19 protein-coding genes are annotated in these 21,338 nt (G+C 62.8%); 6 read left to right on the top strand and 13 right to left on the bottom strand.

Going from position 1 to position 21,338, the window contains the following annotated elements:
- Nucleotides 1–83: 83 nt before the first annotated feature.
- The 3 genes from ykgO to RIN13_RS15280 form a co-directional block, all read right to left on the bottom strand.
- A complete protein-coding gene (gene ykgO / locus RIN13_RS15290) occupies nucleotides 84–206 on the bottom strand; it encodes a type B 50S ribosomal protein L36 (RefSeq protein ID WP_011693081.1) in 123 nt (40 codons plus the stop codon).
- Between the two features lie 43 nt (nucleotides 207–249).
- The gene (locus RIN13_RS15285) at nucleotides 250–1,383 is read right to left on the bottom strand and encodes a GTP-binding protein (protein ID WP_309108191.1); all 1,134 of its coding nucleotides are present in this window, start codon (nucleotides 1,381–1,383) and stop codon (nucleotides 250–252) included.
- A 62-nt stretch (nucleotides 1,384–1,445) separates the two neighbouring features.
- On the bottom strand, nucleotides 1,446–3,113 hold the full coding sequence (locus RIN13_RS15280; protein ID WP_309108190.1) for a glycoside hydrolase family 3 N-terminal domain-containing protein: 1,668 nt from the start codon (nucleotides 3,111–3,113) through the stop codon (nucleotides 1,446–1,448).
- Nucleotides 3,114–3,326: 213 nt separating this feature from the next.
- On the opposite strand from RIN13_RS15280, the gene RIN13_RS15275 reads away from it, so the two are divergent.
- Nucleotides 3,327–4,478 carry a glutamate--cysteine ligase gene (locus tag RIN13_RS15275; protein WP_309108189.1) on the top strand — a complete coding sequence of 384 codons (1,152 nt, stop codon included), beginning with the start codon at nucleotides 3,327–3,329 and terminating at the stop codon, nucleotides 4,476–4,478.
- A 76-nt stretch (nucleotides 4,479–4,554) separates the two neighbouring features.
- Complete coding sequence (locus RIN13_RS15270; protein ID WP_309108188.1) at nucleotides 4,555–5,313, top strand: VanW family protein; 759 nt, start codon at nucleotides 4,555–4,557, stop codon at nucleotides 5,311–5,313.
- Nucleotides 5,314–5,344: 31 nt separating this feature from the next.
- Here the strand turns inward: RIN13_RS15270 and tsaD are convergent, their stop codons facing one another.
- From tsaD to RIN13_RS15240, 6 genes are all read right to left on the bottom strand, one after another.
- Entirely contained in the window at nucleotides 5,345–6,427 is a 1,083-nt protein-coding gene (tsaD, locus tag RIN13_RS15265) for a tRNA (adenosine(37)-N6)-threonylcarbamoyltransferase complex transferase subunit TsaD (RefSeq protein ID WP_309108187.1), read from the bottom strand.
- Nucleotides 6,424–6,882 carry a ribosomal protein S18-alanine N-acetyltransferase gene (rimI, locus tag RIN13_RS15260; protein ID WP_309108197.1) on the bottom strand — a complete coding sequence of 153 codons (459 nt, stop codon included), beginning with the start codon at nucleotides 6,880–6,882 and terminating at the stop codon, nucleotides 6,424–6,426. Before rimI ends, tsaD begins: the two co-directional genes overlap by 4 nt.
- 41 nt (nucleotides 6,883–6,923) lie before the next feature.
- The gene (gene tsaB / locus RIN13_RS15255; RefSeq protein ID WP_309108186.1) at nucleotides 6,924–7,595 is read right to left on the bottom strand and encodes a tRNA (adenosine(37)-N6)-threonylcarbamoyltransferase complex dimerization subunit type 1 TsaB; all 672 of its coding nucleotides are present in this window, start codon (nucleotides 7,593–7,595) and stop codon (nucleotides 6,924–6,926) included.
- Nucleotides 7,595–8,221, bottom strand: coding sequence for a tRNA (adenosine(37)-N6)-threonylcarbamoyltransferase complex ATPase subunit type 1 TsaE (tsaE, locus tag RIN13_RS15250; protein ID WP_309108196.1), 627 nt, complete (start codon nucleotides 8,219–8,221; stop codon nucleotides 7,595–7,597). The genes tsaB and tsaE overlap by 1 nt, the downstream gene beginning before the upstream one ends.
- Nucleotides 8,222–8,253: 32 nt before the next feature.
- Nucleotides 8,254–9,456 (bottom strand): alanine racemase, encoded by a 1,203-nt coding sequence (alr, locus tag RIN13_RS15245; protein WP_309108185.1) that lies wholly within the window; start codon nucleotides 9,454–9,456, stop codon nucleotides 8,254–8,256.
- Between the two features lie 151 nt (nucleotides 9,457–9,607).
- A complete protein-coding gene (locus tag RIN13_RS15240) occupies nucleotides 9,608–10,699 on the bottom strand; it encodes a carbohydrate kinase family protein (protein ID WP_309108184.1) in 1,092 nt (363 codons plus the stop codon).
- A gap of 58 nt (nucleotides 10,700–10,757) precedes the next feature.
- Here RIN13_RS15240 and RIN13_RS15235 point away from each other — a divergent pair, with 58 nt between their 5' ends.
- On the top strand, nucleotides 10,758–12,170 hold the full coding sequence (locus RIN13_RS15235) for a 6-phospho-beta-glucosidase (protein WP_309108183.1): 1,413 nt from the start codon (nucleotides 10,758–10,760) through the stop codon (nucleotides 12,168–12,170).
- 19 nt (nucleotides 12,171–12,189) lie between these two features.
- Here the strand turns inward: RIN13_RS15235 and RIN13_RS15230 are convergent, their stop codons facing one another.
- Nucleotides 12,190–12,711, bottom strand: a complete 522-nt coding sequence (locus RIN13_RS15230; RefSeq protein ID WP_309108182.1) for a GNAT family N-acetyltransferase — start codon at nucleotides 12,709–12,711, stop codon at nucleotides 12,190–12,192.
- Nucleotides 12,712–12,808: 97 nt separating this feature from the next.
- Here RIN13_RS15230 and mshA point away from each other — a divergent pair, with 97 nt between their 5' ends.
- From mshA to RIN13_RS15215, 3 genes are all read left to right on the top strand, one after another.
- On the top strand, nucleotides 12,809–14,077 hold the full coding sequence (mshA, locus tag RIN13_RS15225) for a D-inositol-3-phosphate glycosyltransferase (protein ID WP_309108181.1): 1,269 nt from the start codon (nucleotides 12,809–12,811) through the stop codon (nucleotides 14,075–14,077).
- Nucleotides 14,078–14,098: 21 nt separating this feature from the next.
- Entirely contained in the window at nucleotides 14,099–15,781 is a 1,683-nt protein-coding gene (locus RIN13_RS15220) for a formate--tetrahydrofolate ligase (RefSeq protein WP_309108180.1), read from the top strand.
- A 175-nt stretch (nucleotides 15,782–15,956) separates the two neighbouring features.
- Nucleotides 15,957–16,913 carry a hypothetical protein gene (locus tag RIN13_RS15215; RefSeq protein WP_309108179.1) on the top strand — a complete coding sequence of 319 codons (957 nt, stop codon included), beginning with the start codon at nucleotides 15,957–15,959 and terminating at the stop codon, nucleotides 16,911–16,913.
- Nucleotides 16,914–17,107: 194 nt separating this feature from the next.
- Here the strand turns inward: RIN13_RS15215 and RIN13_RS15210 are convergent, their stop codons facing one another.
- From RIN13_RS15210 to treZ, 3 genes are all read right to left on the bottom strand, one after another.
- The gene (locus tag RIN13_RS15210; protein WP_309108178.1) at nucleotides 17,108–18,193 is read right to left on the bottom strand and encodes an inositol-3-phosphate synthase; all 1,086 of its coding nucleotides are present in this window, start codon (nucleotides 18,191–18,193) and stop codon (nucleotides 17,108–17,110) included.
- A gap of 251 nt (nucleotides 18,194–18,444) precedes the next feature.
- Nucleotides 18,445–19,482 (bottom strand): L-glyceraldehyde 3-phosphate reductase, encoded by a 1,038-nt coding sequence (gene mgrA, locus RIN13_RS15205; protein WP_309108177.1) that lies wholly within the window; start codon nucleotides 19,480–19,482, stop codon nucleotides 18,445–18,447.
- 63 nt (nucleotides 19,483–19,545) lie between these two features.
- Nucleotides 19,546–21,297: a malto-oligosyltrehalose trehalohydrolase gene (gene treZ / locus RIN13_RS15200; protein ID WP_309108176.1), complete on the bottom strand. Its 1,752-nt coding sequence runs from the start codon at nucleotides 21,295–21,297 to the stop codon at nucleotides 19,546–19,548.
- Between the last annotated feature and the right edge of the window lie 41 nt (nucleotides 21,298–21,338).

Genomic DNA, 21,338 nt, shown 5'->3' with positions numbered 1-21,338 from the left:
TCAGCCCTGGCGGGCTTTCCGTTCCGCCTCTTCCCCACCCTCGTTCCTCGGGCGGGGACCCCTGAGGCGTCTCTTAACTCATTTCAGCCCTGGCGGGCTTTCATTCGCGGATTCTTTTTGTTGATAACGAATGTTCTTCCTCTTCGGCGGACTATTTGGGCACCTGGGATCTTTTTCAGGGCACGCAATGAATTCCTGACCTTCATGGTTTCTCCTCAATGGTTGTGGCCGGTGGTGTGCCAGCCGTTTCTACAGTCTGCTTTCCAGCTCCCAGGGGTCCTCAAGGGCCGCGAAGTCCTTGGACATCTCTTCGTCCGTCAGCTGACAGGCATCAAGCAGGGAACGGATCTCGCCGCCGTCGATGTCTTCTCCCCGGCCCGTCACCGCTACCACCGTGCTCCGGTCACCGAATCTCGGGTGCCAGGCAAGGATGGCATCGGCGTCGCCGGCGTTGGCCCTCAGCCCCTCTTCCTGGTCCGCCACCCAGCGCCCAGTGTTCTCCAGCCAGACACGGGGACCGATGCCCGTCAGACCGATCCTCTGGGCCGGAGCGGACGCCATCCAGAGCCTTCCCCGCAGCCAGTGTGACCCGGCGGCCAGACGAGGCAGGGCCTCCCGGAAACGCTGGGGATGAAGAGGCCGCTCCACGGAATGCAGGACGGTGCAGAAGTCCCCGGAACGGTCCTGGACGGGAACCCGGACAGCCCCGAGCCGTGAGCGTGATACCGCTTCCCGCGCGTCGTAGCAGCGGGGACGGAAGTCGTCGCGTGTTTCGACGAGCACGGCATGCGGGGCCAGCTGCGTCATGAGCTGAACCCCGGAGTGCCAGTCAGTTGATTCCTTGTCCACACTGCCGGCAAGTTGGGCCCCGAGGCCCGCCTGGACCATCACTGTATCCACGTGCGCGAATTCGGAAATCAGGAACTCGCCGCTGGTGCGGTCGTCTCCGCGTGCCGAGGTGAATCCGGATTCGAAGAGTGTATGCCTGTCCCAGATCTGGTGCTCGAGTTCCGTGGGATCCACCGCCAGGACTGCATTGTCGATGAAGATGTTGGCCCCCAGTCTTGCTGTCAGCTCTGCAACCACCAAGCCTGTAGCTACTCCAGGCGGGAGGCCAAGAACCACATGGGCGCAGTCCGTATCCATGAGCCGTTCCACGGTGGGCACAACATCGAGCCTGACGGTGCAGCTCAGGCAGCCGTGCTCCAGTGGCGTCTCGGCCCGCTCGATAAGCACGCCGTCCCGAAAAATCCGGCGCAGGACAACGTACCCCTCAAGGAGATCGTGATGCACCACCACGGAGTTTCCATGGGTTTCCCCCAGGCGGAAGGTGGCTTCCTGACGGCATTGGGTATCGAGCGAACTCACCAGGGATAAATGCATTCCCCGAGCTTAGATGACAATCATTCTCATTAGCAAACGGAACCTGATTCCGTCAGGCCGGGCTAAGGGCATCCCGATCCCCGGGGATAACTTCCGACGTCGACCGGCAGCTTTCCGGGAGCCCCAGCCTTGCCGATAAGAACCGCAAGCAAGGCGTCAAAGGCCCCAGGTGTGCGCCCGTACAGTGCAATCCTGGTGGCGGCCGCTGATGAAGCGAGAGACCAGGGTGCATCGAGGGAGACGGCGACGTCGGCTTTTACCGGCCCTTCGCCGAAGCCGATGAGGCTGACTGTAGGGCCGGTTCCGATGGTGACGCCAACATTCGCTGCGGCTTTCGCAAAGCGTGCACGGTCCGCTGGCGACCCCCCGGCCACCGTGACAGAGCCCTGAATAATTGGTCCGCGGCAAGGACCGGAAAGTACCGTGATTGCCGTCGCCGAAAGCTTCCGCGACAAATCCGCCCCGCTGCCCGGAGCAGGAGCCGGTGGAATGGCTGTCCGCCCGCGCCAGAGCATCATTGTTACAACCCGCTGGGCTGCCTCGTCGAGTCGCTCCTTGGCGAGCGAGCCATTTCCCACGGCAGCGACAATAGCCTGATGAGCGGCCTCAACGTCGGGTGGCATCAGCAGGAGATCCGCGCCGGCTGCCAAAGCCTTGGGCGCAGCAGACCCGCCCGGGAACTGTTTCTGAATAGCCCCCATGTTCAGGGCGTCGGTAACGGCAACTCCTTTAAAGCCGATGCCGCGCAGAACGCTGTACGTCGCTTTCGACACCGAGGCAGGCACGTCCGGTTCCAGGGCGGGAACGGCGATGTGCGCCGTCATCACCATGGGGACGCCGGCCGCAATACCTGCCTTGAACGGCACCCAGTCCCTCGCCTCGAGTTGGGCCGTGGGAGCGGGCTGAACGGGAAGGTCCAAGTGGGAGTCCACCGTCACGGAACCGTGGCCAGGAAAATGCTTGATGGCCGGGAGCACCCCTGCGGCCAGCATTCCTTGAAAAAAGCCGACAGACATTTGGCCGACTGTTTCAGGGCTCCCGGACATCGAGCGTGACCCGATGGTTGGATCCGCCGGGCCGATTGTGACGTCGGCGTCCGGCGCGAAATCAACGTTGAACCCCAGGCCCACCAGTTCACCCGCCAGTAAGCGGCCGGCGTCGGACGCCAAGGACGGCTTTCCGGCTGCCCCGTAACTCATGGGCGAAGGCCATTCGGTGAGTGGCGTGCGAAGCCTTGAAACCAAGCCGCCTTCCTGGTCGACGGCGATCATCCCCGGCCATTTCCGGCCGTCCGCAGTAGTGGCCTTCTGCAGGTCAGCGGTGACTCTGCCCATTGCTGCCGTATCGACCTGGCCGTCGGGGGTCCCCGGAACGTTGTCCGCCATAACTATGGAACCCGCGAGGTGCAGCCGTTCAATGGCGGCCGCCTGGGCCGCATGGTCCAGGCCCTGATAGAACGGCAAAAGGACCTGGCCCGCTTTCTGGCTGACGGTCATGGCCGAAACGGCAGTGCGGGCGGCGTCCAGATCCTTCTGTCCAGGACCCCAGCCCAACTGTTCACCGCCAGCGTCCGGTGAGTTTGTCGCAGATGGAGGTGCCGCCGTCGTCGATTCCTGAGCCGATGGCGAGGCAGACACACGGGGAGCCGGGCTAGAGCCGGATGGTGACGGCGTGCCGCCAGTGGACCCTGGCGTACAGGCGGCAGCCAACAGGACGGTTGCGAAGATCATCGTCAGGGTTCTGGCGGGAGAACCACTGGTTCGAAGACTGCTTGGAGCCTCAGGGCGAACGCTGCCAATCCGAAAGGTGCCGATGTGAAAACTGTCACGTGCGCTTTGAAACCAAGCCATCATACCGATGCTACCCCTGCACTAGACTTGAGGCACGGTTGCCCGCTCTGGGGGAGGCAGCGGCAACAGCAAGTAAAAACGTAAAGGGACCACATGAAGATTGATTTTGCTGCCTCCAGGCAATCAACTCTTGGAGTGGAATGGGAGCTTGCGCTCGTCAATGCTGAAACGGGCGAATTGGCGTCCGTGGCTAATGAGGTTCTGCGCGGGGTGGCCGTCAATCACCCGGAGCTGAACGACGACGACGAACACCCGCACATCAAGCAGGAGCTTCTGCTGAACACGGTGGAGCTCGTCACCGGCATCTGCGAGACAGTAGCCCAGGCAAAAGAAGACCTCAGCAATTCGCTCGCCGCTGTACGCGAGGTTACCGACCCCATGGGCGTGGAAGTCTTCTGCGCTGGAAGCCACCCGTTCAGCCCTCCGCAGCTTCAACCCGTCACGGATAAGGCCCGCTACGCGAAGCTGATCGACCGCACGCAGTGGTGGGGCCGGCAGATGGTTATTTACGGCGTCCACGTCCACGTTGGCCTGGACCGCAAGGAAAAAGCCCTTCCCGTGGTTGATGGCCTGGTCAACTACTTCCCCCATTTCCAGGCCCTGTCAGCGTCCAGTCCTTTCTGGGGCGGCGAGGATACAGGTTACGCCTCCCACCGGGCCCTGATGTTCCAGCAGCTTCCCACCGCGGGGCTTCCGTTCCAGTTCTCCACCTGGGATGAATACGAGTCGTACGTGCAGGACATGTTCACGACGGGCGTCATCGACACGCTCTCGGAAATCCGTTGGGACATCCGCCCCGTTCCTAATCTGGGAACCATTGAGATGCGGATCTGCGACGGCCTGGCCACGCTTGAGGAAGTGGGGGCCGTGGCTGCGCTGACCCAGTGCCTCGTCGACGAACTCTCTACCACCCTTGATAACGGCGGCACTATTCCCACCATGCCTCCCTGGCACGTGCAGGAGAACAAATGGCGTGCGGCCCGGTACGGCATGGACGCCATCATCATCCTGGACGCTCAGGGCAATGAACAGCTGGTGACCGACCACCTCCTGGAGACGCTCAACCGGCTGGAACCTGTCGCCGCTAAGCTCCGTTGCGCGGATGAGTTGGCCGACGTCGAAAAGATCATCCGGCGGGGCGCCGGCTACCAGCGGCAGCGCCGCGTCGCCGCGGAAAACGGCGGGAATCTGCAGGCTGTGGTCCTCGACCTCGTGAAACAGATGAGGAACGGACCCACCGCCTGAACGGCGGCCATGTTGCGGCAGGAGATTGGTTCCCGCACGGTGTAACCAAATTCTCGGAAGCGGAAACTTCAGGGATGTGGCACGTTGCCATGCAGGGTTCGATCCGGGGGTTGTTTACCGGCACAACTCCCTGATCCGGAGGAAGCTCGGCAATGTTGACCTGCACTTTCAGGAGAACAAAGCCGTTAGCCTCGGAATCGCCGCACCCTTGGTAAACCGCGTGGAGATCAGGCCCGGAGAGACGTTTTCCTTCTGGAATCTGGTAGGAAGCTGCACAGCCGCCAAAGGCTACCGCGAAGGTCTCACCATCAATAACGGGCGGGCCGAGTCAGGGATCGGGGGCGGGCTGTGCCAGTTCACAAACCTGCTGCACTGGATGGTCCTCCACAGCGAATTGACCATCGTCGAACATCATCACCACGGCGAACTGGACCTTTTCCCGGACTTTAACAGGCAGATCCCCTTCGGATCCGGCACGTCCATCATTTACAACTACCTCGACTACCGCGTCCGCAATGACACCGGCCAGAGCTTTCAGTTCCTGGTTTCTGTCACCGATGAGCACCTGTGCGGCGAGCTGAGGGCGGAGAAGGTACCCGCGGTGAAGTTCCATATCAAGGAAGAAGACGCCCACTTCCAGGAGTCCGGCGGGCAGGTTTACCGGCACAACAGGATCGTCCGGCTGACCAGGGATAAACGGAGCGGCCTCATCGTCTCGAGAGAGCAGATCCTGGAAAACAATGCACTGGTGGTCTACGACCGCAACCTGATCACGGCTGACATCCTCCCCGAAGAGGCAATCGTCCGCTCCGAGGCTTACAACGCGCTTGTCTAGGCCAAAAGTGTGGTCTTATCCCAGGTGATGTTTATGCCGAAATCGTGGTGACCGGCATCGAGGAATCCGGCGCGAAAGCTATCCCGCTGGGCCCGATGCCGGCCATCATGAGCTGGGCTCCCAGGGCTGCCACCATGGCACCGTTATCGGTGCAGAGGTCCATGGGCGGTACGTGCAGCGTTATTCCGGCCGCGCTGCAGCGTTCGCGGGTGAGCTGCCGGAGCCGGGAATTGGCCGCGACTCCGCCACCAAGAAGCAGGCTGGTGATGCCGTTCTCCCGGCAGGCGAGAACCGCCTTGGACGTGATCACGTCCACCACAGCCTCCTGGAAGGCTGCGGCGACGTCCGCAACAGGAACCGGCTCTCCCCTCGCCTCAAACTGCTCAACGCAGCGCGCGACGGCAGTCTTGAGGCCGCTGAAGGACCAGTCGTAGCGGTGGGGGCCGGGTTCCTCTGCAGTGCCCATGTACTTCGGCTGGGTCAGTCCTCTGGGGAAGCGGATTGCCTTTGCGTTTCCCGTTCGCGCCAGCCTGTCGATAGCCGGTCCTCCCGGGTAGCCCAGTCCAAGCAGCCTCGCCACCTTGTCGTACGCTTCTCCGGCTGCGTCATCGATGGTGGAGCCGAGCATCTCCACGTCGTCGGTAATGCTCTTGATGCGAAGTATTTCAGTGTGTCCCCCGGAAACCAGCAGGGCGCCAAGGTTCTGCGGAAGGACTCCTGCCCGTTCACCGTCGGCCTGGAGCACGCCGACTCCTACGTGCGCCACCAGATGGTTGATGGCATACAGGGGTTTGCCGGTGGCCACGGCGAGCGCCTTGGCAGCACAGACCCCCACCATGAGTGCGCCCGCCAGGCCCGGACCTGCGGTGACCGCGACGGCGTCGACCTCTTCCAAGGTGACACCCGCCTCGGCGAGTGACTGCTGGAGGGTGGGAACCAAAGCGTCGAGATGGGCCCGGGAGGCGATTTCGGGTATCACGCCGCCAAACCGGACGTGTTCCTCCATCGAGGATGAGACGGTGTTGCTCAGCAAGGACGTTCCACGAACGATGCCGACGCCGGTCTCGTCACAGGATGATTCGATTCCAAGAACCAACGGCTCGTTGGCGTTCATGGGCGTTCTGCTTCCGTTGTTGGCACTGTTTCCGATAGTGGGAGCCGCATGATCAGGGCGTCTACGCCGTCCCGGTAATACCGCGGCCGGACGTGGATCTGCTCGAAACCGAAGCGGAGGTACAGCTGCTGGGCGCGGGGGTTGTCGGCCCGGACCTCAAGCAATACGTCTTCCGCGTTACGGCGGCGGCTCTCCCTGATCAGGGCGGTGAGCAACGCAGAGCCGATCCCCTTGCCTTCCTGCTCCGGGACCACGGCTATGGTCTGGACATCGGCTATGGGCTGGATGCACATGAGCCCGGCATAACCCACGATGGTCCCTGACGCTTCGGCCACCAGATAATGGCGGGTGTCTGACTGGCCCAGCTCGTCGAAGAACATCTGCAATGGCCAGGCATCCACGGGAAACAGTCTGCGCTCAAGCTGGTGTACCGCAGGAATGTCTTCGGCTGTCATTTCCCGCAGAGTTACAGTGCCCGTCTCCTCGTGGCGTCCGCTCACAGCGCCCTCTTCCGGGGCCCCGGGACCTGGGCATCGGACTCGCGCAGGTACAGCGGCGTGGAATCCGGCAGTTCCCCGCCGGCGGCTAAACGAGCGAGGGCGAATTGCCCCAGATAGAGTGCGTCCGGCTGCTCAAAGCTGAAGTCCGGGTTTGCCTGGAGGGCGTCGGGGTACAGCCCGGCACCGGCACCATAGGCAGGGACACCCGGAACGTCCACGGCAAAACCGACATGAGGGCCGTCAACGAGTTGGGGCAGTTGCCCCTCTTCCAGGGTGTAGCGGGCCCAATAAACCTCTTTGCGGCGGGCGTCCGTGGCCACGATGAACTCAGGGGCAGCCACTGTCGATTCAGCCACTTCCAGGGCCACCGCGTCGAGGCTCATCATCCCGTAAAGAGGCTTTTGCCAGACGAAAGCCAGGGTGCGGGCGGTTGCGATCCCTGAACGCAGCCCCGTAAACGGCCCCGGTCCCACCCCTGTGACGATGGCATCGATGTCAGAGCCTGTGACCCCTGCTTCTGCGAGCATCCGGTTAATGCCTGGTGCCAGCACCTCGGCGTGGCTTCGGGTGTCTTCGGTGGAGAAGTTGCCCACCACGCCTTCCATGGCGTCATCGGAAACCAGGGCAGCACTGGCAACAGCCGAGGTGTCGATCGCAAGGATCAGCATCAGGAGATTCCTTCCGGGATGCCCGGCCATGACGGTTGCCGGGCCCACCGTGGCCCAAACCCACGGATCACAATGGTTCGTGGTTCGTCGTCGTCCTCGGGAGCGAAATCGAGGACTGCTGCCTGTTCCGGGCTCGCATGTTCCGGGCTCTCCGGCGAGTAGGAGACACTGGGGAGTCCTGCCGATCCAAGCCGGCGATACAGTTCAACCTCAAGCCGGCTGTCACTCAGGTGCTCTACCCGCTCCCTCCCCCATTCCACCACTGTCACGGAGCTGTCCATCGTGTTCTCGAGATCGATGTCATCGATCTCCGACGCCGACTCGAGACGGTAGGCGTCGACGTGTACCAGATCCGGCCCGCCGGGCCGCGGTCCCTCCGAGAGGTTGGGATGGATACGGACCAGCACGAAGGTTGGCGAGATAATGCCTGCCCGTACACCAAGGCCCTCGCCCAATCCCTGCGTAAAAGTGGTCTTCCCCGCCCCGAGTTCCCCGGTGAGGACCAGGAGGTCACCGGCTTCAAGAACCGAGCCGATGGCGGCGGCAAGCTCGTGAGTCTGTTCGGCGGTTTCGACGTGGAACGTCTGTTCCCATTGGGCTGAGTCGGATGGGGCTGAGGCGGGCAGCCCTGAGGCGGGCAGCGGGCCCTGTTCGCCGCTCACGGCGTCGTCTCTTCATTGATGTAGCGACGGGGCACACGCGGACTGATCCTGGTGACGATCTCGTAGTTGATGGTTCCGGCTGCCCGGGCCCAATCATCCGCGGTGGGGCCGCCGTCGTTCCCGTCCCCAAACAGAACCGCCTCGCTTCCCAGCCTGCTGTCCCCGCCGGCCTCCAGATGCAACGGCCCGAAGTCCACCACCATCTGATCCATGGCGATGGTGCCCACCACGGGGTATGTCACGCCGTCGATGCGGACCGGACCTCCGGTGGCCACGCGCGGGACGCCGTCGGCATAACCCAGCGGGATGAGTCCGAGTGTGCTGGCACTTTCCGTGCGGTACCGAAGTCCGTAGGAAACGCCCTGATGGGCCGGAACGTCTTTGCAGTGCGCCACCAGCGTGCGGAGGGTCATGGCGGGCCGCAGCCCGAGCTCGGCCGAAGTCTGTCCTCTGAAGGGGGAAAGCCCGTAGATGCCGAGCCCGACCCGCACCAGGTCGAAGTGGGTATCGGGTCGGGACAGCGCAGCCGGCGTGTTGGCAAGATGCCTTATTTCGGGATCTATCCCGGCATCCTCCGCGACAGCCAAGGCTTCGCGGAAGGCCGCAAGCTGTTCATCCGTCTCGGGCCGCTCGGGTTCATCCGCCACGGCCAGATGCGAGAAGATTCCGGCCACCCGCAGCAGGCCCTCCTCCTGGTATTCCACCGCTGCGCCCACGAGCTTGTCCCACAACTCGATGGTGGCGCCATTGCGGCCAAGTCCGGTATCCACCTTCAGGTGCACCCTGGCCGGGCGCTCCTGATCCCTGGCGGCAGCCACGATGCTGTCCAATTCCCAGCCTGAACAGGCGATATCTATTCCGGAAGCGACGGCTGCAACGAAGTTGGTTTCGCGCGTATGCAGCCATGCGAGTATCGGCGCGTCTATGCCGGCAGCCCGGAGGGACAGAGCCTCGGACACGTGGGCCACTCCCAGCCACTGTGCTCCAGCCGCCAGCGCAGCCCTCGCCACGGGAACCGCACCGTGGCCGTAGGCGTCTGCTTTGACCACCGCCATGACCCGCGCAGGAGAAGCCACGGCTACCAGTCGCCTCACATTGTGCCGGATGGCCTCAAGGTCGATGACGGCGGACCGCTCGTCGCTCGCGTTGGGGGAAGCATACGACGCCGGTGCAGGGCCGCCTGCTGCTGGGTAAGTCACCCTAGTGATTCTAGTAGCGGCCGGACAAGTCGTTTAATTGGCCGCCCCGGCTGGCGACTGGGGCTCACGCGTCGGGGTCAGCCATCAGGTTACGCGTCGGGGTCAGCCGTCGGGTTAGTCGTCGGATTAGTCGTCGGGTCACGCCGTCGGTTTAAGCGTCAGAGAGGTGTGCAATGGTGGCCGTCGCGCGTCGCTGTGCTTCGGGCGGGACATCCCGGACGATCTCCTCAAGGAATTTGTACCGGCGCAGCCATTGGCTCCCCTGCCGCTCGGGCCGCGCGTTCGCTTTCTTCCACCAGTCAGCGATGTCTCCCCAGCCAGGGGCTGCCAGGGATCCACCCACCTGTTGTACCGCCAGCGCGGCGCAGAGGTTGGCGAAACGCAGCCGGTTACCCAGGGGCCATCCCGCCAGGCATCCAACGACGAAGGCGGCACCAAAGCAGTCACCTGCCCCGGTGGGATCAAGGGCGGGAACCGGCAGGGATGGCACCCATTCCTCTTCGCCTGTCTCGGAGTCCACGGCCATTGCCCCTTGAGGTCCGAGGGTCACTACCGCAACAGGAACCCTGTCAGCCAAGGAATACAGTGCGGCCCATGGATCACGCTTGGCGGTGAAAGCCATGGCCTCCCGCTGGTTGGGCATAAAGGCGTAGAAGTACTTCAGGTTATCGAGCCTGCTGGGCAGCCAGGCCCCGCTCGGGTCCCACCCGACGTCCCCGAACAGCTTCACGCCGGCTCCCTGGGCTGCGAGCGCCCACGGTTCCATTTCTTCGGCGAGGTCGGTGACGGCAGCGAGGGCGGGCGGTGGGTGTCCAATCAGATCCGATGACGTCAGGGGCGCCGGGTGACCGTGAGTGACCATGGAACGGTCCTCCTGCACACCGAGGGAAACAGTGACCGGCGAATGCCAGCCGGGAATCCGCCGGGAGAGGGACAGGTCCACGTGTTCCTGCCCTGCCAGGATTTTCCAGTTGTAGTCCCCGTACCCGTCATCCCCGAAGGCGGCAGCCAACCCCGTCCGGAGGCCAAGCCTCGCGGCCGCAATTGCCTGGTTGGCCACTCCGCCCGGGCAGCTTCCCATACCGTCGCTCCAGACTTCCGTGCCTGGCTCGGGTGCGTGCGGCAACCCCGTGAAAATGATGTCCTGAAAAACCGTGCCGGAAAGCAGCAAATCGAAACCGTCTGCCCCCGGAGTGCGGACACTGGACAGCGGATCGAACCGTCGGGCGGGAATAGCGTCCATGTCCCGCAGACTACGCTGTGACGCTACTGCTGCAAAGGGGGAGGCATAGACTCTGGTCATGCGGCTTATGATTGCCGGCGGCGGCGGTTTCCGTGTCCCCCTGGTCTACCGGGCGTTAGCCTCAGGGCCGTTCTCGGGCCTGGTCCGGGACCTGGTCCTCTACGATGTTGATCCTGCACGGCTGGAAGCCATGGACGCCGTTCTCAGTGCAATGGCAGCGGAACCAGCATCGTCACCGTCCGGGAGCAGGCCGACGATCCGCACCACCACCTCGATTGCTCAAGCCCTGAAGGGCACGGACATTGTTTTCGCGGCCGTCAGGCCCGGCGGTACTGCTGGCCGCGTAGCCGACGAGCGGGTCGCACTTGAGCTGGGACTGTTAGGCCAGGAAACCACCGGAGCGGGTGGGATTTCCTACGGCCTGCGGTCTATTCCCGCCATGCTGGAACTCGCCGAAGCCATGCGGCAACTCGCTCCGGAGGCCTGGCTGATCAACTTCACCAATCCAGCAGGGATGGTCACCGAGGCACTGCGGCCCATCCTCGGCAACCGGGTCATCGGTATCTGCGACTCCGCCAGCGGGCTCGTCCGGCGCGCTGCCGAAGCGGCAGGAGCCCCCCTTCCGGAAGGAAGGCTCGACGGTGTGGGCTACTACGGGTTGAACCATCTGGGCTGGTTGTACCGGCTGGAGTCCGGCGGCCGCGACCTGCTGCCGGAGCTTTTGTCAGACGCCCCGGCATTGGCCGGCTTCGAGGAGGGCAGGCTCTTCCCGCAGCAGTTCCTGGCACAGCTGGGCTGCCTGCCCAACGAGTACCTCTTCTACTACTACGACACAGCCAAAGCCGTTGAGGCAATCCGCGCAGCTGAGGGCACACGAGGCGAATCCATCCACAGCCAGCAGCAGGAACTCTACCCGCGGCTGGCCGCAGCAGGACCGGCGGCCTACTCCTTGTGGGAGTCAGCGCGCCGCTCACGTGAGGAAGGCTACCTGGCTGAGGCCCGTCCGGCAGGGGAAGATCGTCACACCGAGGACCTTCATGGCGGCGGCTACGAGCGGGTCGCACTCTCCGTGATGCGGGCGCTCGCAGGCGCAGGCGACGCGGAACTCATCCTGAATACCGTCAACGCTGCCGGCCGCGACGCTGGCCACGGTTCTGGCGCCAACGGAAGCACAGCGATACCCGCGATTCCCGGACTCCCCACGGACGCCGTCGTCGAGGTTCCCTGTGTTGTAAGCGCCGAGGGTGCGTTGCCACTGCCGCAAAGCCGCCCCCATGATTCCCAGCTTTCCCTGATGCTCCTCATCAAGCAGGTGGAAAGGCTGACCATCCGCGCGGCCACGATAGGGGACCGCGATGCTGCCGTCGCAGCCTTTGCCGGACATCCGCTGATCGCCTCTGACAGCCTGGCGTCGGAGTTGCTGACCGGCTACGAAAAGGCCTTCCCGGCTTTACTGGAGCGCTGGCGTTAGGGACGGAACCACTGGGGTCCTAGAGCTTCCGGTACATCACGTGAAGCCCCACCAGACCGTGCTTCGGGTGGTTGAAAGCTTCGGGGACGGTGGCCAGTACCTCGAACCCGAGGCTCTGCCAGGCCTTTACAGCCCTCGTGTTGCTCGCGACGACAGCGTTGAACTGCATGGCGCGGAAGCCGGCCTCACGGGCAGCTTCGAGCGAATAGGTGCAGAGGGCACGAGCCACGCCTTTCCCAGTGTGCCCCTGATGCACCATGTATCCGGCGTTGGCCACGTGTCTTCCCGCTCCGCCATAGTTGGGATGCAGCTCACCTGTCCCTATCACCATGCCGTCCTGGGCCGCGACGAAGGTCTGCCCTGGCGGCTGCTTGAACCAGATCTCCTTTGCCTTCGCCTCGGAGGTGTCAGGATCCCAGGTATAGGTTTCGCCTGCGCGGATTATGGGCTCCATGATGGCCCAGATTCCGGCCCAGTCGTCCTGGGTGGCGGGTCGGATCCGGAAAGTTGCTGATTCTGCTGATTCTGGCGTTCGGCTCACAGGCGCCACGTTAGCAGCCAAGCCAGGGCTGCAATTGCGCCCGGAGGACAGGAGTAGTGTTTTATCGAGTGCTGTTGGAGAGGCCGAAAGGAGACCCGTGACCCTGATTCGGCGTGTCGCGTTCCTGTCATTGCACACCTCTCCCATGGAACAGCCTGGCTCCGGAGACGCCGGTGGGATGAACGTGTATGTCCGTTCACTGGCTTCTGCGTTGGCCGCGGCCGGTGTGGAAGTAGAAATTTTCACGCGATCCACCTATGCCGGGCAGCCCGCCATCGAACATCCCGATCCCGGTGTTTGTGTACACAACGTGATTTCCGGACCGCCGCGGAAGCTCCCCAAGGAGGATCTTCCCGAACTGCTGCACAGCATGGTCGCGGAAATCGAGCGGATCCGCGAGCGCCAGCCGCACGGGCGCTACGACATCATCCACTCGCACTACTGGGTCTCGGGAGTGGCCGGCCTGGAGCTTTCCCAACTGTGGAATGTCCCTTTGGTGCACACCATGCACACCATGGCCAAGGTCAAGAACCTGCTCCTGCATTCCGGGGAGAAGCCTGAACCGAGGCGGCGCGAGGACGGCGAACACCGGATTGTCGACGGCGCCACCCGGCTTATTGCCAACACCGCCCACGAAGCTTCCGAGCTGGTCTCCCACTACAACGCCGATTTTGACCGCATCGACGTGGCCCCGCCCGGCGTCGATCTGACCGTCTTCACGCCCGCGTTCCGAAGCCGTTCCCGCAAAGAGCACGGCGTGCAGCCCGGCACCTTCCACTTGCTGTTCGCCGGCCGCATCCAAAGGCTCAAGGGACCCCAGATTCTCCTGAAGGCGGCCACGCTGTTGCGGACCCGGCGTCCGGATATCGATTTGCGGCTGACCATACTTGGGTCGTTGAGCGGGTCGAAGGACTTTGATTTGAAGGCCCTCATCAAGGCGGCAGGAATGGACGACGTCGTCACCCACCGTCCGCCGGTCAACGCAATGGACCTCGCGGGCTGGTACCGCGCAGCAGACGTCGTGGTGATGCCGTCGTACAGCGAGTCCTTTGGTCTGGTGGCGCTGGAAGCCCAGGCATGCGGAACGCCTGTGGTGGCGACGAAAGTGGGAGGGCTGTCCCGGGCTGTCTACCACGGCAGGACGGGATTGCTGGTGGAGGGTCACAGCCCCGCAGATTGGGCTGACGTCCTGGAAGCTCTCTACGACGACCCCACCACCCGTGAGGATATGGGGCGGGCGGCAGCACTGCATGCCGAAAGCTTCGGCTGGCAGCGCACAGCGGCCATTACGCTGAAAAGCTACCACGCCGCCGTCGAGCAGTACCTTGGACACCGGCAGATCCCGGTGGCTCGAGCCACACCCTAGCCCTCTACCTGAAGGACGACGATGTCTGAAGAAAAGGTGATGAGCGATCTTGAGATCGCCCGGCACGCAACCATGCGCCCCATCGGGGAGATTGCGGCGGCGGCGGGGATCAACGATGAAGCGGTCGAGGCGTACGGTCGGTATAAGGCCAAGATTGATCCGTCCCGGCTTGCGGCGTCCGAAGCCCGGGGGAAGGTTGTGCTGGTCTCGGCTATGTCGCCCACTCCGGCCGGCGAAGGAAAGTCCACCACCACTGTCGGCTTAGCTGACTCCCTGGTACGCGCCGGCCACAAAGTGATGATTGCCCTGCGCGAGCCCTCGCTCGGTCCGGTCCTTGGGATGAAGGGCGGCGCCACGGGCGGCGGATACTCCCAAGTCCTGCCCATGGACGAGATAAACCTGCATTTCACCGGCGACTTCCATGCCATCACCTCGGCGAACAACGCATTGATGGCGCTGGTGGACAACCACATCTTCCAGGGCAACGAATTGAACATCGATCCCCGCAGGATGACTTTCAAGCGGGTGCTCGACATGAATGACCGCTCGCTGCGTGAGGTGGTGATTGGCCTTGGCGGCCCCGTCCAGGGCGTGCCGCGGCAGGACGGATTCGATATCACCGTGGCCTCGGAAATCATGGCCGTCTTCTGCCTCGCCACCGATCTGACCGACCTGAGAGAACGCCTGGGCCGGATCACTTTCGGTTACACCTATGAGCGCCAGCCTGTAACGGTGGCCGATCTCGGTGTCCAGGGCGCCCTCACGTTGCTCCTGAAGGAGGCCATCAAGCCGAATCTGGTGCAGACCATCGCCGGCACTCCTGCCCTGGTCCACGGCGGCCCGTTTGCCAACATCGCCCATGGCTGTAACTCACTGATTGCTACCCAGACTGCTCGCCGCCTGGCCGACATCGTGGTTACCGAGGCAGGGTTCGGCGCCGACCTCGGAGCTGAAAAGTTCATGGATATCAAGGCCAGGGTAGGTGATGTGGCACCGTCAGCTGTAGTGGTGGTCGCCACAATCCGGGCACTGAAAATGCATGGCGGGGTGGCAAAGGACAGCCTGACTGCACCGAACCTCGAGGCCTTGGCGGGTGGCGTCGCAAACCTTCAGCGGCATGTGCATAACGTGGAGAAGTTCGGCCTGACACCCGTGGTGGCGATTAACAGGTTCGCGACGGACACGGCGGAGGAACTCGACTGGCTGATGGACTGGTGCGCCCGGGAAGGTGTGCCGGCCGCCGTCGCTGATGTGTGGGGCCGCGGAGGTGGCGGAGACGGCGGCGACGATCTGGCAGCGAAGGTGGCGGCCGCGCTCGATGCTCCAAGCACTTTCAGACACCTCTATCCCCTGGAAATGTCTGTGGAGGAGAAGATCCGGACCATTGTGCAGGAGATGTACGGGGCCGACGGCGTCGACTTCTCGGTGCCGGCACTCAAGCGGCTGGCGGAGATCGAGAAAAACGGCTGGAGCGGGCTGCCGGTCTGCATGGCCAAGACCCAGTACTCCTTCAGTGATGATGCGTCACGGATGGGCGCGCCAAAGGGTTTTATCATTCATGTGCGCGATCTCCTGCCGAAGACCGGGGCCGGTTTTATCGTGGCCCTCACCGGTGCCGTTATGACCATGCCCGGACTCCCCAAAGACCCCGCGGCGCTGCGCATGGACGTCGACGCCGACGGCAATCCGATGGGCCTCACCTGACCCTCCATCACCTTTCGCCCCTTTTCACCCAACCCTCCATCACATCCCGGGCTCTTCACCCAACCCTCCATCACATCCCGGGGCTTTTCACCCAACCCTCCATCACATCCCGTAAGGGCCATCTGGCTGTGGATAACTTCTGCAAGGACTATCCAAGCCGGGTAACAATTCCCCTATGCAAAAAACCAGCCTGCCGGGCGACCTTGGAACCACTCCCTTCACCCTTGAAACTGCCGTGGGACTTGGCGTCAGTGAGAGCAGGTTGCGAAATTCGGATGTGGCACACATCAGCCGCGGACTGTATCGCCCGGTGAGCTGGGACTTTCAGTTGGAGGCAGCGGCGAGGGCCCTGTCCGCCGCATCTCCGGGAGCCTGGATCTCCCACGTCACTGCAGCTCGCATAAAGTGCTTGATTTTGCCTCCTTGGCTTGCCGACTCAACCGAACTGCACCTGAGCAAGCCCCGGTCACTTCCAGGAGTACGCCGGAAAGGAGTGACTGGCCATGCAGTTCTTGTTCGGGAAGATGAAATCGAAGTGATAGACGGGATTCGCATCAGCACCCGGTCACGCACGTGGCTCGACATGGCCAGGCGGCTGTCCCTAGACGATCTGGTAGCCATGGGTGACCAGCTGATCAGGATTCCGCGTCTGCACTTCGAAGGGAGATCCGAGCCTTTCGATACATTGGATGGCCTGCGCTCCCTCGTGGACCGCCACCCAAACCTTCAGGGGGTTGTGCGTGCCAGGGAAGCCTTGGAGCTGATGCGGGTGGGTGCCGACTCAGGACCCGAAACACTGCTTCGCCTGGCCATTTCCGACTCGAATCTTCCAGAACCTGAACTGCAACTGACGCTAAGGCCGGAAGATCCGAACTCGCCTACCTGCGACCTTGGCTATCGACGGCGGCGACTGGCAATCCAGTACGACGGCGATCATCACCTTCTGGAGCCACAGAGACTGAGCGACAGGCGGCGGGATAAGGCTTTCGAAACCGCCGGCTGGGACGTACTGATCCTCGATAAAAAAGATCTCAGCGACAGATTCCAAAAAGCCGTAGTCAGAATCCGTCGGATGCTTCGCACCGGGCCGCTCGACCAGCCGGCAGCGTCAGGATTTGTCGACGCGATGTGAGGGAGCGTCCCCCAAAAACCCGCGAAAAGTGAAGGAGCGTTCGGGTAGAACCCGCGAAAAGTGAAGGAGCGTTCGGGTAAAACCCGCGAAAAGTGAAGGAGCGTTCGTTAGAAGAAACGACCGACGCTCCCCCACCTGCGAAAGGTGAGGGAGCGTCAGCCAAAAATCTGCGAAAGGTGAGGGAGCGTTCAGGTTTAGCGCTCGAGGTCTCCGCGGATGAAGGCCTCAACCTTTTCACGGGCAAGGTCATCGTTGAACTGCTCCGGTGGAGACTTCATGAAGTAGCTCGACGCTGAGAGAAGCGGGCCGCCGATACCACGGTCCAGGCCGATCTTTGCAGCGCGGATGGCATCGATGATGACACCGGCGGAGTTCGGCGAGTCCCAGACTTCCAGCTTGTACTCCAGGGAAACCGGGGCGTCGCCGAAGTTGCGTCCCTCCAGGCGCACGAAGGCCCATTTGCGGTCGTCGAGCCACTGGACGTAGTCGGACGGGCCGATGTGCACGTCCTTGGCAGCCAGCTCGGCCTCGACGTTGGAGGTCACGGCCTGGGTCTTTGAAATCTTTTTCGACTCGAGGCGGTCCCGCTCCAGCATGTTCTTGAAGTCCATGTTGCCGCCGACGTTCAGCTGGTACGTGCGGTCCAAGGTAACGCCGCGGTCTTCAAAGAGCTTCGCCATCACGCGGTGGGTGATGGTGGCACCGATCTGGCTCTTGATGTCGTCGCCCACGATGGGTACGCCTGCTGCCGTGAACTTGTCTGCCCACGCCTTCGTACCTGCAATGAAGACGGGAAGGGCGTTGACGAAGGCCACGCCGGCGTCGATGGCGCACTGGGCGTAGAACTCAGCGGCTTCCTGCGACCCGACCGGGAGGTAGCAGACCATGACGTCCACTTCGGCATCCTTCAGCGCCTGGACAACGTCAACGGGCTCTGCCGGCGACTGCTCGATTGTCTCGAGATAGTACTTGCCGAGGCCGTCAAGAGTGTGGCCACGCTGTACGGTCACGCCCGACGGCGGGACGTCGGCGATCTTGATGGTGTTGTTTTCGCTGGCCAGGATGGCGTCAGCAAGGTCAACGCCGACCTTCTTGCCATCGACGTCGAAGGCAGCCACGAACTGAACATCATTGACGTGGTATTTTCCGAACTCCACGTGCATCAGACCCGGAATCGTTGCCTGGGGGTCGGCATCCCGATAGTAATGAACACCCTGCACCAGCGAGGCTGCACAGTTGCCTACACCGACGATTGCAACACGAATGGGATTTGAAGACACGGAACTCCTTTGAGAACAAACGTCACGCACCCTGCGCGGTCCTGCCCTGATGCAGAACGGCGGCTGATGGGCACAACGCCATGCGGCGCCCTAGCAGTCTATCCAATGGTGCCGTTCCTTCGCTCCTTGCGGGCCCTGCAAAGCCACCTGTGTCAGACACTTGTTGCCTCCCACCCCGCAGGATGAGGGGCAACAAGTGTCAACTGACGCGCGCCAGTCACGCAGGTCCGAGACGTAGTGCCCGGTACTGCTTACGCCTTGAGAGCCACACTGATGTCGGATTCGACGGCGAACTGGTCAATCGCTGCCAGCTCCTCCTGCGTGAAGGCGAGGTTATTGATGGCCGACAGTGTGTCTTCGAGTTGAGCGACACTGGAGGCACCAATGAGGGCTGAGGTGACGGGGGTTCCCTTGGGCTGGTCACGGAGAATCCAGGCGACGGCCATTTGGGCGAGCGTCTGGCCTCTCTCCGAAGCGAGGGTGTTAAGCCCGCGGATGCGGTCCAGTTTGTCTTCAGTGATCGCTGCCCCGGAAAGGAAGCGTTCCTTCGCTGCTCGCGAGTCGGCAGGGATGCCGTTGAGGTAGCGGTCGGTCAGCTGGCCCTGCGCCAGGGGCGAGAAGGCGATGGAGCCCGCGCCCACCTGTTCAAGAGCTTCGTAAAGGTTCGGAGTGCCGTCCTCGGTCCAGCGGTTCAGCATCGAGTAGCTGGGCTGGTGGATCAGTAACGGTGTGCCCAGGTCCTTGAGGATGGCAGCGGCCTCAATGGTCTGTTCAGGGGTGTAGGAGGAAATACCCGCGTACAGGGCTTTTCCTGACCGAACAGCATAGTCCAGTGCCCCCATGGTTTCCTCCATGGGCGTTTCCGGATCGGGACGGTGGCTGTAGAAGATGTCCACGTAATCCAGGCCCATACGCTGCAAGGACTGGTCCAGGCTGGACAGCAGGTATTTGCGGGAGCCCCATTCGCCGTAAGGGCCCGGCCACATGTAGTAGCCGGCTTTGGTGGAGATGATCAGCTCGTCACGGTAGGGCTTGAAATCGTCCTGCAGGTGCCGGCCAAAGTTGGTTTCAGCCGTTCCATCCGGCGGGCCATAGTTGTTGGCGAGGTCGAAGTGGTTGACGCCAAGGTCAAAAGCGCGGCGAAGGATGGCACGCTGTTCGTCGAAGCGTTTGTCATCGCCAAAGTTGTGCCACAGGCCTAGAGAGATTGCCGGAAGCTTGAGGCCGCTGCGTCCAACGCGGCGGTAGGGCATGGATTCGTAGCGGTCTTCCGCAGCGGAATAAGTCATACGTACCATCCTGCCAGCCACAGGGCCGTCCCGGGGCTGGCGTCCAACATTCGGTCAGGTAAGTCAGGTGAGTATCGCTGCGCTGTGCCTTGGCAGTTCCAGCTTCCCGGACTCGAGACGGACCCCGTCCTCGGTGGCCAACCGGATTGTCTCGGCTTCCGTGTTGAGCCTGCAGTCTCCGCTGGAGAAATTGAAGACGACGTGGACGGCTCCCCGTTCCAACCGGAGCCACCGGTCCTCTTCGCTGAATTCCACCACTGTTTCCTCGAAGCCGGGAGCAACAAGATCGGGCAGGGACTTCCGGAGAGCATTCAAGGACCGGTAGAGCTCCAGCAGCCGGGCGTGGTGGCCCTCGGCGGCCTCGTCCCAGTTGAGTTTGGATCGGGTGAACGTCGCCGGATCCTGGGGGTCTGGAACCAGAGCAGGGTCCCAGCCCATCCTCTCGAACTCTTTTATCCGCCCCTCGGCTGTTGCCTTCCCAAGCTCCGGTTCAGGGTGGGAGGTGAAGAACTGCCATGGCGTCGTGGCACCGTATTCCTCCCCCATGAACAGCATGGGGGTGAACGGGGACGTCAGGGACAGAACAGCAGCCAGGGCCAGCTGACCGTAGGAAAGCGACTGCGAGAGCCTGTCACCAACAGCCCTGTTGCCGATCTGGTCATGGTTCTGGGTGCAGACAACCAAGGCGGAAGGGTGAACGAGGTTGGAGTTGATGGGCCGGCCATGGCGTCGGCCCCGGAAACTGGAATAGCTTCCGTCGTGGAAAAACCCGCCCGTCAGAACCTTGGCGAGCGCCGCCATGGAATCGAAGTCGCTGTAGTAGCCGGTTGTCTCGCCGGTGAGGTTCACGTGCGCGGCGTGGTGAAAGTCATCACTCCACTGGCCGGTGAGCCCGTACCCGTTGAGTTCCCGCGGATAGAGCAGGCGGGGGTTGTTGAGGTCGGACTCGGCGATCATGGTGACTGGCCGACCCGTCTCAGCGGAGACAGCCGCTGCCAAAGCCCCAAATTCCTCCAGGATGGGAAGCGCACGTTCATCCTTTAGCGCGTGCACGGCATCGAGCCGCAGCCCGTCGACGTGATAGTCACGCAGCCACATGGCTGCGTTCTGGAGGATATACGCCCGGACCTGATCCGAGTCCGGGCCATCAAGGTTGACCGAATCGCCCCATGTGTTGCCCTTTCCGGACATGAGGTATGGCCCGAACCTGGGCAGGTAGTTGCCACTGGGGCCAAGGTGGTTGTAGACCACATCCTGGATGACTCCCATGCCGGCGGCGTGGGCTGCATCGACAAAACGCTGGTAAGCCGCTGGCCCGCCATAGCCCTCGTGCACTGCGTACCAGAGCACACCGTCGTAGCCCCAGTTGTGGGTGCCGTTGAAGGCGTTGACCGGCAGGAGCTCCACAAAGTCGATACCCAGCCCGGACAGGTAGTCGAGGCGCTGGGCCGCGGCATCCAAGGTCCCTTCAGGAGTGAAGGTTCCCAAATGCAGCTCATAGATGACGGCGCCCTGCAGCTCGCGGCCTTTCCAGTCGGCATCCTGCCATTCATGAGCCGAGGGATCGTAGGTCCGGGACAACGAGTGCACGCCCTCAGGCTGCCTGCGTGAGCGGGGGTCCGGCAGGGGAATGTCTTCGTCATTGACGAGGTAGCCGTAATCCACCTCCCCCTCTGCCGGAGCCTCATCGGCAGTCCACCAGCCATCGCCTCGCCGTGTCATGGAGTATTTTCGACCAGCCGCCAGCAGGGTGACGGATTCGGGCTCGGGAGCCCAAATGTCGAAGCGTTGGCTTCCGTTCACTGGAAGAGTCATCGGGTGGTTCTCCGTTCAGTGGTGGTGGTTCGGGAGGCTGG

Origin of the sequence: Arthrobacter sp. (genome assembly GCF_031179985.1) — a bacterium.
Taxonomy (GTDB): Bacteria; Actinomycetota; Actinomycetes; order Actinomycetales; family Micrococcaceae; genus Arthrobacter.
This window is presented reverse-complemented; position numbering and strand designations above follow the sequence as displayed.